We start from the raw sequence: 16,989 nt of genomic DNA, 5'->3' as shown, positions 1-16,989 counted from the left end.
TCAACATGTCCCTGTCGATGCCGGCTACGCCGCTCGAAACCCTGCGCAAAGGCGCGGCGCGCCACGCGAGCGTGCGCTGGACGCTGCGCGTGCTGCGCTGGGCTGTCACGCTCGCCATCACGTTCGTGGGGCTGCTCGCCGTCACGTTCGTGATTGGCCGCAAGGTGCCCATCGACCCGGTGCTGATGGTGGTGGGCGACCGCGCGTCCGCCACGGCCTATGCGGCGGCGCGTGCGCAGCTCGGGCTCGACCAGCCGCTCGCAGTGCAGTTCTGGCTCTATGCGCGCGACGTGCTGCACGGCAATCTCGGCATCTCGCTGCTCACGGCGAACCCCGTGATCGACGACATCAAACGCGTGTTCCCGGCCACGCTCGAACTCGCCACGCTCGCGACGCTGATCGGCGTGCTGATCGGCGTGCCGCTGGGGGTGATCGCCGCTGCGCGGCATAACCGCTGGATCGACCACGTGGCGCGTTTCGTGGGGCTGATCGGCAGCTCGGTGCCGGTGTTCTGGCTCGGGCTCATGGGGCTGCTGTTGTTCTATGCGCGGCTGCATTGGGTGTCGGGGCCGGGCCGGCTCGACCCCATGTTCGACGGCATGGTGGATACGCACACGGGCAGCCTGCTGATCGACGCGTTGATTGCGGGCGAATGGGACGTGTTCTTCAACGCGCTCTCGCACATCGTGCTGCCGGCCGCGATACTGGGCTACTACTCGGTCGCGTATCTGAGCCGGATGACGCGCTCGTTCATGCTCGACCAGTTGAGCCAGGAGTACATCACCACCGCGCGTGCGAAGGGCGTGCCCGAGCGCCGCGTGATCTGGGTGCACGCGTTCGGCAACATCATGGTGCCGCTGCTCACCGTCATTGCGCTCTCGTACAGCTTCCTGCTGGAAGGGTCGGTGCTCACGGAGATCGTGTTCGCCTGGCCCGGCATCGGTTCCTATCTGACCGGCGCGCTGCTCAATGCCGACATGAATGCCGTGCTGGGCAGCACGCTCGTGATCGGCGTCACGTTCATTGCACTGAATCTGCTGACGGATGCGCTTTACCGCGTGTTCGATCCGCGTGCCCGTTGATGTTCTGGAGAACCGTTTCCGTGCACCCGCGTTCCGATTCGACCGACCTCGTCAAGCTTCCGGACGGCGCCGCGCAGGCGTCGCAGGACGAGGCGCCTCATGAGCCCGTGGGCGCCGCGCAGGCCGTGATGGAGCCGACGCCCGCCACGCACTGGCGCGCCTGGCTTCTGACCGACGCGCCACGCTCGCGCGGCCAGGCGGCGCTGGGCCGCGCGTACCGGCGCTGGCGGCGTTTCGCGAGCAATCCGCTCTCGCTCTTCGGCCTCGCCATTCTGGCGTTGCTCGTGGCGCTCGCGGTGTTCGGGCCGCTCGTCGCGCCGCACGATCCGCTGCGCCAGGTGCTCTCCGACCGGCTGCTGCCGCCGGGCTCTGCATCGCACTGGCTCGGCACTGATCAACTGGGCCGCGACATTCTCTCGCGGCTCATCTACGGCGCGCGCATCACGCTTTCCATCGCAGTGCTCGTCGTGCTCGTGGTGGTGCCCATCGGTCTTCTGATCGGTACGACGGCGGGCTTCTTCGGCGGCTGGATCGACAACGTGCTGATGCGCGTGACCGACATCGCGCTCGCGTTTCCGAAGATCGTGCTCGCGTTGGCGTTCGCGGCTGCGCTGGGCCCGGGCGTCGTGAACGCGGTGATCGCGATCTCGATCACCGCGTGGCCTGCCTATGCGCGCCTTGCGCGGGCCGAAACGCTGCGCCTCGTGCAGGCCGACTTCATCCACGTGGCGCGGCTGCAAGGCGCCTCGCGCGCGCGGCTGCTGCTGCGCTATATCGTGCCGCTCTGCTCGTCGTCGGTGATCGTGCGCGCGACGCTCGATATGGCCGGCATCATCCTGACCGTCGCGGGCTTGGGGTTTCTAGGACTGGGCGCCCAACCGCCCAGTCCTGAATGGGGCTTCATGGTGGCATCGGGCCGCAACGTGCTGCTGGAAGCGTGGTGGGTCGCGACCATTCCGGGCTGCGCGATTCTCGCCGTCAGCCTTGCGTTCAACCTGCTGGGCGACGGCTTGCGCGACGTGTTCGACCCGCGGCATGGAGACTGAATGATGGCAACCGAACGCTCTGGCAGCGCGCCGCTCGCCGAAATAGAAGATCTTCGTATCGCTTTTCGCGGCCACGACGGCGCGCTCACTGAAGCGGTGCGGGGCCTCTCGCTCACGGTGAAGCGTGGCGAGCGGCTTGGCATTGTGGGCGAATCGGGCTCGGGCAAGTCGCTCACGGGCCGCGCGCTGCTGGGCCTCTTACCGCCCGCCGCGCAATTGAGCGCGAAGACGCTGCGCTTCGACGGCGCGGACCTGATCGGCATGGCCGCGCGCGAACGGCGCAAACTCTGCGGCCGCGAGATGGGCATGATCCTGCAGGACCCGAAGTACTCGCTGAATCCGGTCATGACCGTGGGCGCGCAGATGCGCGAGGCATTCGCGCTGCACGAACCGAAGCTGGGCCGCCGCGCCATGCGCGAGAAGATTCTTGCGGCGCTCGCCGCGGTGCATATTCGCGATCCGCAGCGCGTAGCCACGGCGTATCCACACGAACTCTCGGGCGGCATGGGGCAGCGCGTGATGATCGCGATGATGGTGTCCGCGGGGCCGAAGCTGCTGGTGGCCGACGAGCCCACCAGCGCGCTCGACGTGCTCGTCTCCATGCAGGTGCTCGCAATTCTCGACGAGATGATCGAGCGGCACGACACGGGCCTCGTGTTCATCAGCCACGACCTGCCGCTCGTGATGTCGTTCTGCGACCGCGTCGTCGTGATGTACGCGGGACGGGTGGTGGAAACCTGTGCGGCGCGCGACCTGGTGCACGCGCAGCATCCTTATACGCGCGGGCTGCTGGCGGCCAATCCGCCGCTCACGAACCCGCCGGATATCTTGCCGGTGCTCGAACGCGATCCCGCGTGGCTGAATGACCGCGCCCATCAAGCCGGGACCGGCGAAGGAGTGCGGCCATGATCGACGTCGATGCCATCACGGTGCGCTTTCGCACGCAAACCGGTCCGTTCGATGCTGTGCGCGGCGCGAGCTTTCATGTGGACGAGGGCGAGGTGTTCGGGCTCGTCGGCGAATCGGGCTCGGGAAAGTCGACCATTCTGCGGGCCTTGACGGGTCTTGCGCCCATCGTCGAAGGCCGTGCGCAGATCGCAGGCCACGCCGTAGGCGCGAAGCCCGATCGCGCTTTCCGGCGCAACGTGCAGATGGTGTTTCAGGACCCGTATGGGTCGCTGCATCCGCGCTTCACGGTGGACCAGACGCTGCGTGAGCCGCTCGCCATCAACGGGCTTGACCGCGAGGACGAACGCATTGCCGATGCATTGCGCGAAGTGGGGCTGGGGCCGTCGTTCCGGTTTCGCTACCCGCATCAGCTTTCGGGCGGACAGCGGCAGCGCGTGGCGATTGCACGGGCGTTGATCGTGGAGCCGCGCGTGTTGTTGCTCGACGAGCCGACATCGGCGCTCGACGTTTCCGTGCAGGCCGAGATTCTCAACCTGTTGCGAAGGCTGCATCGCGAGCGCAGGCTCACGATGATTCTCGTGAGTCACAACCTCGCGGTGGTGGGCTTTCTGTGCGCGCGCGTGGCCGTGATGCGCAACGGCGAGATCGTGGAGCAGCTTTCGGTTGAAGCCGTGCGCGCGCAGCAGGTCGAGCACGATTACACGCGCAGCCTGCTGCTCGCGACGGGCGGATATCACCGCAAGGCGGCCGGCATCGGGATCGATGCGGCGTTTTGAGGTGGTGCTTTGAGGTGCTGCTTTGATGTGGCTCTGTAGCGGCCTCCGTGGCCGCTCTATGGCCGCACCACGGCGGCTTGATGCGAGGCCGCTGGTTGCCCGGCGCGAATGCGCCGGGCGGCAAGGTAGTCGGCTAAATCAACGGTTCAATCAACGATCGATGGCAAGCTTCGCGCCGAGCCCCAGCAGCACCGTTCCCATGACGGCATCGATCGGCTTGCGGATCTTCGCGTAGCCGCGCTGCACGCTCGCCGTGGAGAGCAGCACCGCGACCGTGCTGAACCAGCCGATGGAGACCGCAGCGACGGTCGCCACCGTTGCACCGTGCACCCACATGGGCGCGTGCACGGGCAGCAGCGTGACGAACAGACTGCCGAAGAACGCGGCGGCCTTCGGATTCGTGAGCCCGACCAGCACGCCGCGACGGTACGAATGCCAGCCGCTGCCCGTGTACGCGGCGGTGGCTGCGGGTTGCGGCTCGGACGGCTGGCGCAGGCCCGCAAGCGTTTTCACGCCGAGGTACAGCAGATAGAGGGCGCCCGCAATGCGGATGCCTTCGTAAAGCCACGCGAGCTTCGCGAGGATCAGACCGAGCCCGAACACGGCGAGCGTGGCCCACAGTGCGTGCGAGGTGGCGATGCCGGCCGCGGCGCAGAGCCCGGCGCGCCGGCGCGAGAGCGCGTGCGACGTGACGGCGATCAGGTCGGGACCGGGGCTGATGCAGGCCAGCAGCATCACGCCGGCTACGGCAGCAAGTTGGGCAAGATAGGGCATCGGCGAACCTCTACGGAAGGAGCGGGGAAGCCACCGATGTTAACGTATCGTGCCGCGGCGCGCGCGCTGCGGCGGGCCTAAAAACTGCTGTGTGGCCTGGGTGTGGCTTGGGTGCGACCCGGGTATGACTTTGTATGTCCCCTGAGCCAGGCCTCGTCGCGAAAGGAGGGAACCGATGACGACCGCTCACCGAATGCCATTCGACCTCATCGGGACGCGGGTGCTCGCGCGCCTCGTGCCTGCGCTTTGCGTGCTGCCTGTAGCGGAGGGCGCCGCTGCCGCCGTCGTTCAACCCGAAACGCTGCGCCTTGCACCGAACGGCTGGATTCCGAATCATCCGCGGTTGCCCGTGCTCGTTTATCGAGACGCGATTGCGCCGTCCGGCCGCGACCCCGCCGCGCGCTTCGAAGCGCGCTCCGCGCAGAACGGCTGGCCGCCGCAATGGCGCAACGGCGTGTATGACTTCCACCACTTCCATCCGTCCACGCACGAGGTGCTCGGCATTGCGGCGGGCACGGCACGCGTGATGCTGGGCGGGCCGCTGCCCGGTGGGCACGAGGTCACGCTGCGTGCGGGCGACGTGGCCGTGCTGCCCGCGGGCACCGGCCATTGCCGCATCGACGCGAGCCGGGACTTTCTCGTCGTGGGCGCGTATCCGCCGGATCAGGACACCGGCATCAGCCGCACGGCGCTGGACGCCGAGCGCCTCGCAGCACTGGAGCGCGTGGGGTATCCGAAGTCGGACCCGCTCTACGGCGCGCAAGGTCCGCTCGTGAAGCTGTGGCACGGGGCTTGATCGAGCCGCACGGTATCGTGCCGGCGCACGCCGACTCAAACGCGGGGCACGGCGGCAAACACGCAAATGTGAGCAACAGGCACGCGCTCGACCACAGCCCATCGTCGAAACACGCCGTGCCGTCGGCGTTTCCCGGCGTGCCGCAGCGTGCAGGGAATGCGAGTTGTGGCAAGGGTGGTCGGGCTTCTATTCTGGCGTCGTTGGGCGAGATGGCATGGGGCCATCGCCACGCTTCGAGAGACTCACGATGACCGATACGATTCAACGCACCTCAGAAACCATGGCACAAACCACGACGCGCGCCACGGCGCAAACCATGAAGCTCAATCACCTGAGCTTCCCTTCGGCGGACACCGCGGCCACCGCCCGCTTCTTCGAGCAGTATCTCGGGTTCACGATTGCCGGCACGTGGGAGCAGTCGTACATCCTGAAGCGCCCCGGTTTCGACGTGGTGATCGATCACGCGCGCGACGACGTGCCCGCCTGGCCGAAAGCCTTCCACGCGGGCTTCGAGCTACCGAGCCTCGCGGCCGTGCGCGCCTTGTACGAACGCTTCAAGGCAGACGGCGTGCAGATGGAGACCGAGGTCTTCAACAACGGTCGCGGCTCGCGTTTCTTCTGCCGCGCGCCGGGCGGCGTGATGTTCGAGCTGAACACCCGCACAGACGCCGCCCCCGAATATCAAGGCACGTTCGACAACTAGCGCGCAGCGGTGTACCGCGGCGCCGGCACGTTGCGCGACAACTCGTTGAACATGGCGAGACGCGCCGCGTTGTAGGCGTCCCACTTTTCGCCCGCGTGCAGGGACGGAATGGTGACCAGCTCGCCGCGGTCGAAGCCCACCAGCGCCGCGTCCACCATGTCCGGTGCGGGCATCACGATGTTGCTGTCCAGGTGTTCGAGCGGCAGGCCGCCCGTCTGCCAGAAGTCCGTGGCGGTGGCGCCGGGCAGCACGGCCTGCACCTGTACGCCCTTGCTCGCCAACTCGTGGTGCAGCGACTGGCTGAACGCCAGCACGAACGCCTTGGTGCCGCCATACACGCCGTTGAGCATTTCGGGCGCAATGGCGACGATCGACGCGATGTTGATGATGGCGCCCTTGCCGCGCGCAACGAAGCCGGGCACCGCGGCGTAGGCGAGGCGCGTCAAGGCCGTCACGTTCAGCTCGATCATGTCTGTCATGCGTTCGACGTTGCTCTCCAGCAGCGGCGTATGCGTGCCGATGCCCGCGTTGTTCACGAGCAGACCGATGCTCGCGTCTTCCTTGAGTTTTGCTTCCACGGTAGCCAGCGCGGCGCGGTCGCCGAGATCGGCTTCGATCACCTCCACGTTGCGGCGCGTTTCGGTGGTGATGCGGTCGGCGAGCGTGACGAGGCGTTCGCGATTGCGCGCCACGAGCACGAGGTCGTAGCCGCGCCGCGCGAGGCGGTCGGCGTAAATGGCGCCGATGCCCGACGATGCGCCCGTTACCAGCGCCGTGCCTTGATGTGCCTGAGTCATGATTTGCTCCTTGCGGTTGAGTGGTGTGGATTCGGCAAGGCAAATCGTAGGCGTCGCGGAGGGTGGCGTAAATGACGTTTATGGGCATGTTTCAGGACATGAAGTCTGAAGGCATAAACACTTGACCACAGAGCAGCGAATGCACGCTTTCCGCCACGGCGGGGCGCTTTGCGTTGCGTTTGCATCGGTTCGCCGAACGGTCTGCGCACAGGTGCGAGAGGATACAGACGGGTTCCGTCAGCGGGGTGGAGAGCGAGCTTCGTTTCGAGGTCCTGGCGCGCGCGCTCATCGGCGCTTTATTCCTGGAACATGCGTCCTTGAACATGCGTGGTTGAACATGCGTCGTTGAACATGCCGTGTTCAGGACGCGATAAGGGCTATCCCTTGCTTTTCGTTTGCCGCGGTTTTGCTCATATCAATCCGGCCTGTTTTCGATCAACCGTCCCTAAAAGACCGCTCTCAAGTAATGCGCCCGTCTGCCGTTATGCCTCTTGCCCCCTATGAGGAAAGAGACAGAGAGGAGTTCTGCATGATCGACAAAGCCCAGCAGGACATTGAGCAGCGTGTCAGATTGGCCGGCAACAACATGTTCGAACTGCTGCTGTTCAGGTTGGGCAGCGCGCCCGGCTCGGACCAGCGCGAGCTGTACGGCATCAACGTGTTCAAGGTCCGGGAAATCGTGGAGATGCCGCCCATTACCGCCCTCGCGGGCTCGCGTCCCGAAGTGATGGGGGTGGTGGATATTCGCGGCCAGGTCATGCCGGTCATCGACCTGGCGCAGACCATCGGCTGTCGCACGGCGGGTGGCCCGCGCATTCTCCTCGTCACCGAATTTGCCCGCACCACGCAGGGCTTCGCGGTGGAAGAGGTGGACGACATCGTGCGGCTGGAATGGAATCACGTCATTCCCGCCGATGCGTCGCTCGGCAACGGCGCCGTGACCGGCTTCGCGCGACTGGACGGCAACACGCCCGATAGCCGCCTCGCGCAGGTGATCGACGTCGAGCAGATTCTGCGCGACGTAATGCCCGACCACGGCGCCCAGCCCGAGCAGGAGACGGGCCGCATCACGCTGCGTCCCGGCTCGAAGGTGCTGGCCGCGGACGATTCGGGCCTGGCACGCAAGCTGATCGAGCAAAGCCTCGATGAAATGGGCGTGTCCTACGTCACGACCAAGAGCGGCCGCGAGGCGTGGGAGTTCCTGCAGGGCGCCGTGCAGCGTGCGCGCGATCAGGGCAGCCGCGTTTCCGACGAGATCGCGCTCGTGCTCACGGACCTCGAAATGCCCGAGATGGACGGCTTCACGCTCACGCGCATGATCAAGTCCGACGACGAGCTGCGCGCCATTCCCGTGGTCATCCACTCGTCGCTGTCGGGCAGCGCGAACGAACAGCATGTGAAGAAGGTAGGCGCAAACGGCTACGTCGCCAAGTTTGCCGCCGCGGAACTGGCCGATGCCATGCGCCATGCGCTGGCCGAGGCATAAAAACGAACCCTGAAATGCAGACGTCTTCTCTTTCCATCCGCTTTCCCATCTCGGTCGGATCGACCACTGAAATCGTGGTCGCGCCCGGCAAAGTCGTTCGGGTGTTTCTGGTCGACTCGCTCGTCCCGCTCTACAACGTCGTGTATGCCGGCTCGCGTTTCATGGCGAATCGCGAGCAGGTGAAGCGGCAGATCGAGGCGCTTGCCGCGCACGGCAGCGAAATGCCGGCGCCCACGTGGGAATGGAAGCTCAACGCAGGCTTCGACCGTTCCGTGGATGGCCATGCGAAAAAAGGCTGGATGCTGATCGAACACCAGGAAAGCTGACGGCTTTTGCGGCGTGCCGAAGCCAGCACGCCGGATAGCGCTCAGGTTCGGCTCGGGTCCTTCCGCGCCGTTTTCAGGCGTCGGGCGGCACGCCCAGTAGCTTGAGTGTGCCTTCGGTCACGCCCGCGAAGACGGGACCCGCCACCGTGCCGCCGTAGAAGCCCTGGCCGGCAGCGGGATCGTCGATCATCACGGCGACGATCACGCGCGGGCGACTCATCGGCGCCATGCCGACGAAGAGCGAGCGGTAGCGGTTCTTCGCATAGCCCTGGCCCACGTGCTTTCTCGCCGTGCCGGTCTTGCCGCCCACGCGGTAGCCCGGCACGTTCGCGGCGCGGCCGGTGCCGCCGTCGCCCGTGGCCATCTCCAGCATTGAACGGATCGCAGCCGCGGTGGCGGGTGTCGTCACGCGGCGCGGATGCGCGGGTGCGCTGATGTTGGGTGCGCCGTTTGCGTCGGTGGCCGGGGCGCTTTGCGTGAGACGCACAGGGTGCAGCGTGCCGTCGCCCGCATACGCGGTGTAGACCTGCGCGATCTGCAGCAGCGACATCGACAGGCCGTAACCGTAGGCCATCGTGGCCTGCTCGATGGGGCGCCAGCGTGCGTACGGCCGCAACTGCCCCGACGCGGCGCCCGGGAACGCGAGCGCCGGCTGGTGGCCGATGCCGTAGTCCTGATACTTGCGCCAGAGGGTTTCGGCCGGCAGGTTCAGCGCGAGCTTCGCGAGCGCGACATTGCTCGATTTCTGCAGCGCCTCGGCCACCGTCAGGCGGCCATGATTCGACGTGTCGTGAATCACCGCGGGGCCGATGCGCCAGGTGCCCGGCGACGTATCCACGATGGTCTGCGCACGCACCTTGCGCTCGTCCAGCGAGAGCGCGACGACGAGCGGCTTGATCGTGGAGCCTGGCTCGAACGTGTCCACCACCGCGCGGTTGCGCAACTGGCTGCCCGTGAGCCGGGCGCGGTCGTTGGGATCGAACGACGGCCAGTTGGCGAGCGCGAGAATCTCGCCGTTGTGCGCGTCGAGCACGACCACGCTGCCCGCATGCGCGTTGTGCTTCGCCACCGCGGTCTTCAGCTGCGCGTAGGCCAGTTGCTGAATGCGCCGGTCGACCGTGAGACGAACGGTCTCGCCGTTGCGTGCGGGCACGGGCGGACGCGTTTCCGAGACCACGCGCCCCAGGCGGTCGCGAATCACTTCGCGGTGCCCCGGCGTGCCGGAAAGCTGCGCATTTGCCGCCAGCTCCACGCCTTCTTGTCCCTTGTCTTCGATGTCGGTGAAGCCCACCACGTGCGCCGCGGATTCGCCCTCGGGATAGAAGCGCTTCGTATCCGCAATCTGCGTGATGCCGGCGAGCGCGAGCCGGTCGATGTGCTGCGCCGTCTGTGCATCCACCTGGCGTTTGAGCAGCACGAACGAGCGGTCGCTGCGCAAGCGGCGGCGCAACTCGTCGAGCTGCATGTCGAGTAATTCCGCGAGCGGACCGTACGCCGCTTCGTCCACGAGCTTGGGCGTGGCCCAGATTTCGTAGGTGGCAAGGCTCACTGCGAGCAGACCGCCGTTGCGGTCCACGATGCGCCCGCGCGTGGCATCCAGTTCGACCGTGCGTTGATAGCGTTTTTCGCCCTGCACGACGTAGAACTCGCGATTGGCGACCTGCACCCACAGCGCGCGGCCCGCGAGTGTGGCGAAGGCTGCGGAGGCGAGCAGCACGACGAACTTCGAACGCCACGAGGGCAGGCGCGCCGCGAGCGCGGGATGAACACTGTTGCGGGTGTAGCCGGCAGGCCGTTGCCGGTTCTTCGTGTAGGTCATGAACGAGAGCGGACAGCGGTCGCCGTCACGAAGCGGGTGGGTAGGCTGTAATCATAATGTAATGAACGTGTGAAGTGATGGTCGGAGCGTGGCGTCGCGACATGATTTGCCCTCGCGATGAGCACGGTGCCGGCGTTTGCAGGGGAAGGACCAACGCGCGCAGAGAAAGCGCGCAGAGAAGGCACAAAGACCGCGCCCGGGCCGTGTCGCGACCCTTTCAAATTCCGCGCCGCTCACTCGTCTAGTGAGTGCGCCATTCCGGCATGGCGTGGTTTCGAAGACGCCCGGCGCACGCGCCGGCGTCTTCATTTTTTGCAGAAGACCAGCGAAGCCGGCCTCTGCATGGTGGCGATCAAGCCGGCAACTGGAAGCTCGCAATAGCGTCGCGCAACGCGCTTGCCTGGTCCTTGAGCGAATGGGCCGCTGCGGCAGCCTGTTCCACGAGCGCCGCGTTCTGCTGCGTCACTTGGTCCATCTCGCCTACGGCGCGGTTCACCTGCTCGATGCCCGCGCTCTGCTCGCGCGAGGCATGGCTGATCTCTTCGAGAATCTCGTTCACGCGCTTCACCGACTGCACGATCTCCGTCATCGTCGAGCCCGCGTTCGAAACGAGCGCCGCGCCGCCTTCCACGGTGTCTGTCGATTTCTCGATGAGCGCCTTGATTTCCTTTGCCGCCGTGGCCGAGCGCTGCGCGAGGCTGCGCACTTCCGCTGCGACCACCGCGAAGCCGCGGCCCTGTTCGCCTGCGCGTGCCGCTTCCACCGCAGCGTTCAACGCGAGGATGTTGGTCTGGAATGCGATGCCGTCGATCACGCCGATGATGTCGCCGATCTGCTGCGCGCTGTGCGTGATCTCGCCCATGGTGCGCACCACGTCGTCCACCACGCGGCTGCCGCGCGTGGCGATTTCCGCCGCTTCGCTCGCAAGCGTTGCCGCCTGCGTGGCGCTGTCCGCGTTCTGCTTCACGTTCGAGGTCATCTGGTCCATGCTCGAGGCGGTCTGCACGAGCGCGGCGGCCTGTTCCTCGGTGCGCTGCGAGAGGTCGGTGTTGCCCGCCGCAATTTCGTTGGCGCCCACGTTGATGTTCTCGGCGCCGCTGCGCACGCGTCCCACGGTGTTCACGAGCGACTCCTGCATGGCGCGCAGTGCGAACAGCAGGCTGCGCTCGTCGCGGCCTTGCACGGTGACGTGCGCCGTGAGGTCGCCCTGTGCGATGCGGTGCGCCGTTTCCAGCGCGGTTTCCAGTTCGCCGCCCAGGCTGCGCCGCACGCTGCGCAGCACCAGCACCATCACGGCCGTGGCCACCGCGCCGAGCGTCACCGTGATGGCGAGCCAGCGCGCGAGGCTTTCGAGGAACGCCGTGCGCACGTCGTCCATGTACATGCCCGTGACGGCGATCCAGTCCCACGGCGCGAAGCGCAGCGCGTAACTCGTCTTGGGCACCGGTTCCTGGCTGCCCGGCTTCGACCACAGGTAATCGACGAAGCCGCCGCCTTCCTTGCTGGCCGCATTCACGATGTCTGTGAACATGTGATTGCCGGCCGGATCGGTGAAGTTCGCCATCTGCTTGCCGACCAGTTCAGGCTTGATGGGATGCATCAACATGACGGACTGCGAATTGTTGATGGAGATGTAGCCGTCCGCGCCGTAGCGCATGGCGGCGATGTCGGCGAGCGCCTGTTTTTTCGCGTCGTCTTCGCTCAACACATGCTGCTGCGAGAGGTCGTAATAGTGTTTGATGACGCCGTTGGCTTGCTGGATGAGCGCGACGAGTTGGGTGCGTCGTTCGGCGATCATCGACGTGCGGCTTTGCCACGCGCCGGACGCACCGATCAGGATCAGACCGATCCACAGAACGACGATCATCGAACCCAGTTTCTGGTTGAGGGTTAGCTTGTGCATGATGGGGGCTCATTCTTTGTAAGGCCGCTCTCGGGCAACGCGCGTCCCTGGCGGGGTTACTTGCCATAACGGCACTGCGGATGCCGCAGCGCAGCAGGGGAAACCCGTAATTTCGAGCCTCATGCTCAGGCTGTTTGTCGCACGCTTGCCTGCGATGCGAATGTGCTCCCTCGTTGTTTGCAGCGCCTGCTATTCCTTGCGATGTGTCGTTGCTATTCGCAGAGCGAGAGGGCGTCGCACGACACTGCGACGTGTTCTGCACATTCGTCGTATTCGTCGTATCTGTCGTGTGCGTGATGTGCGCCCGGACGCGTGACCGGATCTTTCTCGGGCGGGCCTTCGGGGCGCTGGGGTTCGTCGTTGTGATGGCCCGGCGTGGGCGGCGATGTGCGCTCGCTGTCGGGGTCGCGCGTGGGGTCCGCCAGCGGATCGGGTAGGGGGGCGGTATGCATGCGGATCATCAACTCACCTCGCGGGAAGGAGCGAGGCCGGCGTGCTTCGAAAGTACGTAAAGTACAGGTGAAGCAGCCGGCGCTCGCCGGTCGTCGTCTTTCATAGCGTAGGCGATACCGCGCGGTGATGCAGGGACTTCGGTGCGCCGCGCGTCGCTCACCATGCCGGCTTCCTCGCGCGTTCGCCGTGCGCCCGGATGGCATCGAGCTGCCAGTAGCGTTCGGGCGCGAACACGTCGTCGTAACCGTTGGGCAGCGCGCGCAACTGGCTTTCGTAGGCGAGTACCGCTTCGCGTTTGGCGAACGCCTGGCGCGATTCGTCGAGCGTGTGATCGTGTGCGGGATGCGCGGGCGTGGCAGTAATGCCGCGTTCGAGCAGATCTGCGAGGCGTTCCTGCACGAGGCCCGGCAGGCGCCGGTAAATCGCTTCTTCATAGGCGAACCACGAGAGATGCGCGAGCCGCGGCAGCACTTCGCAGCACGCCGCGAACACGAGCGCGTGGTCGCTGTGAAAAAGCCCGAGCGGCATCAGCAGCGTATTGGCCGTGGACCCGTAAATGACCTCTTCCAGCGCGGCCGCGAGCGTGCTCACGGTGGGCGAATCGAGGTACTGCGCATCGAGAAACGGCATGCGGACCGGAATCGCATCGAGCAAGTCGAGCGCGCGGTCGTCTTCTGCCGCGCGCATGCGAATGGCTTCGTGCGCGCCGCTGAAACCGGACTGCTTGTCCCAGGGCGTGGACAGGTCGTGCTCGGGAGCACCGGCGAACACGGTGCAGACGGCGGCATCGGGATGCGTGGCGAGCAGGGCGCCGCATCCGAACACGGCATCGTCGAAATGAGGGGAGACGACAAAGAGGCGCGGGTTGGTTTCGCTCATGGGCGTGGGAAGGGTAGCGGGCAGTGACACGCGACAGCAGGTAACCATCGTCGCAACAACGACGACTGGCGGCAAGACCGGTGAGAGCGGCGGTCACATCAGCTTAGACAATGGCACGCTGCTTTCGTAGGACATTTTCGCGGGACTTGAACGACGTGGGGCAAGCGATGTGCCTGCGCGCGAGCGTGGCGCATCGACGCGTCGTCTGTCGTCTCATTCGCCCTTGAGGTCTGCCGGCGTATCGACGTCGCGCAGGATGCCGGGGTCGTTCACCTCGATGCGGGTCACGGCCTGTGACGAGAAGAGCGCGCGTGCGCCGGTGTCGCCGTCCAATGCCACGAGCGCTTCGCGATGCGCGGCACCGAAGCCCACCGGGTGGCCCCGCTGCCCGCGATAGTACGGCGCGGCGAGCGGCGCGCCCTGATCGACGGCGCGCGCCACGGCTTCAACGGTGGAGACCGCGATCCACGGCATGTCGGCAAGGGCAACGACCCAGCCTTGCGCATCGTCCGTCGCCTCGACAGCGGCGGCGAGGCTTGCGCCCATGCCGCGCTCGGCCGCGGGGGAGAAGATCACGTCGCAGCCCGCTTCGTTGAGCACGCGCGCGAGCGCGTCTGCGCCAGGACGAACCACCGCCACCACCTGAGGCACGACGAGCAGCAGACGATGCGCCGCCGCGTGCGCGACCGTCGTGCCATCAGGCAGCGGCGCGAGCAGCTTGTTGCGCAGACCGTCGGGATCGAAGCGCGAGCCCGTACCGGCGGCAAGCAGCACGCCGGTCGCGAACGATTCGTAGGAAGGCATGAGAACGGCCGGGTGGGGAATGAGGCCGATTGTGCGGCGCAACCGGTCGTGAGGCAAGCGTCGCGAACGGCGGGCGCTTATAGGCCTCGTGCGGGCCGATTGCTTATAGCCGAGTGCGGATGTGCCTGCGGCACATGCGTGCTTAGCTGGACTGCGTATCGGCGCCCTTCGGCCCGGGCTGCGCCGGTTGCGACCGTTGCGAAGGCTTCGAAAACATGGCCTGGCACGCGGGCTTCAACTCGTCGTAGTGCGATTGCAGGCAGTGGGCGATCTTCTGCTTGTTGGGAATGTCCTCTGCACAGAAGTGAAATGCGTCGCCCTTGCAGGCACTTTCTTCCTGCTTGCCCGACTGGGCAGGGGACGACACGCTGAGCGCGAGCCCTGTGGCGAGCAGCGCGCAGGCGAGTACCGAGCTTGTCGAGACGCGAGTAGTCATGGTTCCTCCCGGGCGTCCTTGCTGTGGCTGAGTGTTGGATTGCTGGGGTTGCGCAGTTGCAATAGCGGGTTGCCACGCATGCGATGCACCCACTGGCCGCTTCGCACGAAGCGTGCCCGGCACGCGGCTTGCAGCATTGCGTGCATGCAATGGAGGAACGGTCATGACACGTTTTCGCCTCTTGCCCGCCATCGCCACCCTGGCGGCAACGATGACAGCGGGGCTCGCGCTTCCCCTCGCGAGCGCGCGGGCAGACGATACGCCGAGCCCCTGCGCGGCGCTAAAACGCATCGTCGCGGCGGCGCCCCAGGGCTTCCAGTCGCTCGGTCCCGACGACGGACGCGCCGTCGCCCAACCCTATGGCGACGACGCGCGCTGCACGCCGTCGCACGCGGCGTATCGATGCGAATGGACGCCGCACGACGCGGGATCGTCGGCGGCTGCGTTGCAGGGCGTGGGCGCCGACATCGCCTCGTGTCTGCCCGATGCCACGCACGACCAGAACTCGCCCGCGCGCCAGCACTTCTACCTGGGCGCACGCGGCGATCGTACGGAAATCACGGCGGCGGCAGCGGGCGCTTCGCGCGTCACGCTGACGGTTTCGAAGCCGTAGCGGCAGCGTGGGGCGAGCGTGCAGCGGGCGTTGATGGAATGCGCCCGTTTGTAACTTCTTCCGCGGGTTCGCATCGCGTCACGGCTTTTTGCGAGCGGGAAGCCGTGACGCGATGCAATGCCACGCGATGCAATGTGCGAAGACCTTATGCCTATGCGGTCAGATCGACGAGATGCGGAATGGCCACGTCCGGATTCACGTCGGCGTCGTAGTTCACGGACGCGAGGCCGAAGCCGAAGAGCCGCAGGAATTCCTGCTTGTAGCCGGCGAAGTCCGTGAGTTCGTAGAGGTTCTCTTTCGTTACGTGATTCCAGAGGTCGCCGATGCGCGTCTGCACCTCGGGCGCCAGTTCCCTGTAGTCGGCCCGCAGGCGGCCTTCGTCGTCCAGATGCGGCGCGGCGCCGTAGAGGCTCTCGCGATAGAGCCCATACACCTGCTCGATGCAGCCTTCGTGCGTGCCGTTTTCCTTCATGACCTTGAGCAGCAGCGCGAGATACAGCGGCATCACGGGAATGGCCGAACTCGCCTGCGTGACCACGGCCTTGAGCACGGCCACGCGCGCGTCGCCGCCGTGCGCGGCGAGCTTCGCGCGGATGTCGAGCACCTTGCGGTCCAGGTCCTTCTTCGCGGCGCCGATGGTGCCGTTCCAGTAGATGTCGTGCGTGAGCGTGTCGCCGAGGTAGGTGAACGCCGTGGTCTTCGCGCCGTCGGCGAGCACGCCGGCTTCGCTCAGGGCATCGATCCACATCTGCCAGTCTTCGCCGCCCATCACGGCCACTGTGTTGTCGATCTCGGCCTGCGTGGCGGGCTGGATCACCGTCTCGCCGATGGTTTCCTTGTCGGTGTCGAGGCCGCGCAGCGTGACGGTCTTGCCGATGGGCTTGAGCGTGGAGACGAAGGTCTCGCCGGTGACCGGGTGTGTGCGCCGCGGTGCCGCGAGGCTGTAGACCACGAGGTCGATCTTGCCCAGATCGCGGCGAATGGCGTCGATGGTTTGCTCACGCACGGCGTGGGAGAACGCGTCGCCGTTGATGCTTTTCGCGTAGCGGCCCGCTTGCCGTGCGAATTTTTCGAACGCTGCGCTGTTGTACCAGCCGGCCGTGGCCGGTTTGCTCGCGCTGCCGGGGCGTTCGAAAAACACGCCGAGCGTATCGGCCCCGTACGCGAACGCGGCCGTGATGCGCGCGGCGAGCCCGTAGCCCGTGGAGGCGCCGATCACGAGCACTTTCTTCGGCCCGTTCGCCACCTCGTCTGCGGCGCCGTCACGGCTTTGCGCCGTCACGTAATCGATCTGCTCCTTGACGTTGGCTTCGCAGCCGGCGGGATGGGCCGTGACGCAGATGAAGCCGCGCACGCGCGGTTTGATGATCATGTACTCCCCTTGTCG

The 16,989-nt window shown here is 66.2% G+C and carries 18 protein-coding genes; 9 read left to right on the top strand and 9 right to left on the bottom strand.

What is annotated here, in order from left to right:
- Positions 1-5: 5 nt before the first annotated feature.
- From PXJ20_RS21470 to PXJ20_RS21455, 4 genes are all read left to right on the top strand, one after another.
- Positions 6-1,082, top strand: coding sequence for an ABC transporter permease (locus tag PXJ20_RS21470; RefSeq protein WP_421031103.1), 1,077 nt, complete (start codon positions 6-8; stop codon positions 1,080-1,082).
- Between the two features lie 128 nt (positions 1,083-1,210).
- On the top strand, positions 1,211-2,128 hold the full coding sequence (nikC, locus tag PXJ20_RS21465; protein ID WP_421032592.1) for a nickel transporter permease: 918 nt from the start codon (positions 1,211-1,213) through the stop codon (positions 2,126-2,128).
- Positions 2,129-3,037 carry an ABC transporter ATP-binding protein gene (locus tag PXJ20_RS21460; RefSeq protein WP_421031102.1) on the top strand — a complete coding sequence of 303 codons (909 nt, stop codon included), beginning with the start codon at positions 2,129-2,131 and terminating at the stop codon, positions 3,035-3,037.
- On the top strand, positions 3,034-3,813 hold the full coding sequence (locus PXJ20_RS21455) for an ABC transporter ATP-binding protein (protein ID WP_421031101.1): 780 nt from the start codon (positions 3,034-3,036) through the stop codon (positions 3,811-3,813). The genes PXJ20_RS21460 and PXJ20_RS21455 overlap by 4 nt, the downstream gene beginning before the upstream one ends.
- Before the next feature lie 150 nt (positions 3,814-3,963).
- Here the strand turns inward: PXJ20_RS21455 and PXJ20_RS21450 are convergent, their stop codons facing one another.
- A complete protein-coding gene (locus tag PXJ20_RS21450) occupies positions 3,964-4,587 on the bottom strand; it encodes a LysE family transporter (RefSeq protein WP_277599475.1) in 624 nt (207 codons plus the stop codon).
- A 175-nt stretch (positions 4,588-4,762) separates the two neighbouring features.
- Here PXJ20_RS21450 and PXJ20_RS21445 point away from each other — a divergent pair, with 175 nt between their 5' ends.
- Both PXJ20_RS21445 and PXJ20_RS21440 read left to right on the top strand, forming a co-directional pair.
- A complete protein-coding gene (locus tag PXJ20_RS21445) occupies positions 4,763-5,383 on the top strand; it encodes a cupin domain-containing protein (RefSeq protein WP_421031100.1) in 621 nt (206 codons plus the stop codon).
- A gap of 316 nt (positions 5,384-5,699) precedes the next feature.
- Complete coding sequence (locus PXJ20_RS21440) at positions 5,700-6,086, top strand: VOC family protein (RefSeq protein ID WP_126876562.1); 387 nt, start codon at positions 5,700-5,702, stop codon at positions 6,084-6,086.
- Here PXJ20_RS21440 and PXJ20_RS21435 read toward each other — a convergent pair.
- On the bottom strand, positions 6,083-6,883 hold the full coding sequence (locus tag PXJ20_RS21435; protein WP_421031099.1) for an SDR family NAD(P)-dependent oxidoreductase: 801 nt from the start codon (positions 6,881-6,883) through the stop codon (positions 6,083-6,085). The two genes, PXJ20_RS21440 and PXJ20_RS21435, sit on opposite strands and share 4 nt — an antisense overlap.
- Positions 6,884-7,412: 529 nt before the next feature.
- On the opposite strand from PXJ20_RS21435, the gene PXJ20_RS21430 reads away from it, so the two are divergent.
- On the top strand, positions 7,413-8,369 hold the full coding sequence (locus PXJ20_RS21430; RefSeq protein ID WP_017777465.1) for a chemotaxis protein: 957 nt from the start codon (positions 7,413-7,415) through the stop codon (positions 8,367-8,369).
- A gap of 14 nt (positions 8,370-8,383) precedes the next feature.
- Complete coding sequence (locus PXJ20_RS21425) at positions 8,384-8,695, top strand: hypothetical protein (RefSeq protein WP_042301348.1); 312 nt, start codon at positions 8,384-8,386, stop codon at positions 8,693-8,695.
- Positions 8,696-8,768: 73 nt separating this feature from the next.
- Here the strand turns inward: PXJ20_RS21425 and PXJ20_RS21420 are convergent, their stop codons facing one another.
- From PXJ20_RS21420 to PXJ20_RS21395, 6 genes are all read right to left on the bottom strand, one after another.
- Entirely contained in the window at positions 8,769-10,514 is a 1,746-nt protein-coding gene (locus PXJ20_RS21420) for a peptidoglycan D,D-transpeptidase FtsI family protein (protein WP_421031098.1), read from the bottom strand.
- A gap of 352 nt (positions 10,515-10,866) precedes the next feature.
- Positions 10,867-12,417 carry a methyl-accepting chemotaxis protein gene (locus PXJ20_RS21415; RefSeq protein ID WP_017777468.1) on the bottom strand — a complete coding sequence of 517 codons (1,551 nt, stop codon included), beginning with the start codon at positions 12,415-12,417 and terminating at the stop codon, positions 10,867-10,869.
- A gap of 212 nt (positions 12,418-12,629) precedes the next feature.
- Positions 12,630-12,869: a hypothetical protein gene (locus PXJ20_RS21410; RefSeq protein WP_277599937.1), complete on the bottom strand. Its 240-nt coding sequence runs from the start codon at positions 12,867-12,869 to the stop codon at positions 12,630-12,632.
- A 157-nt stretch (positions 12,870-13,026) separates the two neighbouring features.
- Entirely contained in the window at positions 13,027-13,749 is a 723-nt protein-coding gene (locus tag PXJ20_RS21405) for a PIG-L deacetylase family protein (protein WP_421031097.1), read from the bottom strand.
- Positions 13,750-13,962: 213 nt separating this feature from the next.
- Positions 13,963-14,553 (bottom strand): nucleotidyltransferase family protein, encoded by a 591-nt coding sequence (locus tag PXJ20_RS21400; RefSeq protein ID WP_126876441.1) that lies wholly within the window; start codon positions 14,551-14,553, stop codon positions 13,963-13,965.
- A gap of 142 nt (positions 14,554-14,695) precedes the next feature.
- The gene (locus PXJ20_RS21395; RefSeq protein WP_421031096.1) at positions 14,696-14,989 is read right to left on the bottom strand and encodes a hypothetical protein; all 294 of its coding nucleotides are present in this window, start codon (positions 14,987-14,989) and stop codon (positions 14,696-14,698) included.
- Between the two features lie 163 nt (positions 14,990-15,152).
- Between PXJ20_RS21395 and PXJ20_RS21390 the strand changes: the two genes are divergently transcribed.
- Positions 15,153-15,602 (top strand): hypothetical protein, encoded by a 450-nt coding sequence (locus PXJ20_RS21390; RefSeq protein ID WP_421031095.1) that lies wholly within the window; start codon positions 15,153-15,155, stop codon positions 15,600-15,602.
- Positions 15,603-15,753: 151 nt separating this feature from the next.
- Here PXJ20_RS21390 and fabV read toward each other — a convergent pair whose 3' ends face one another.
- A complete protein-coding gene (fabV, locus tag PXJ20_RS21385; RefSeq protein WP_421031094.1) occupies positions 15,754-16,974 on the bottom strand; it encodes an enoyl-ACP reductase FabV in 1,221 nt (406 codons plus the stop codon).
- Positions 16,975-16,989 lie beyond the last annotated feature (15 nt).

This window comes from Paraburkholderia sp. A1RI_3L, assembly GCF_048957895.1.
GTDB classification, from domain to species: domain Bacteria; phylum Pseudomonadota; class Gammaproteobacteria; order Burkholderiales; family Burkholderiaceae; genus Paraburkholderia; species Paraburkholderia kururiensis.
The sequence above is the reverse complement of the archived record's forward strand: the minus strand, read 5'-3'. Positions and strand labels throughout refer to the sequence as shown.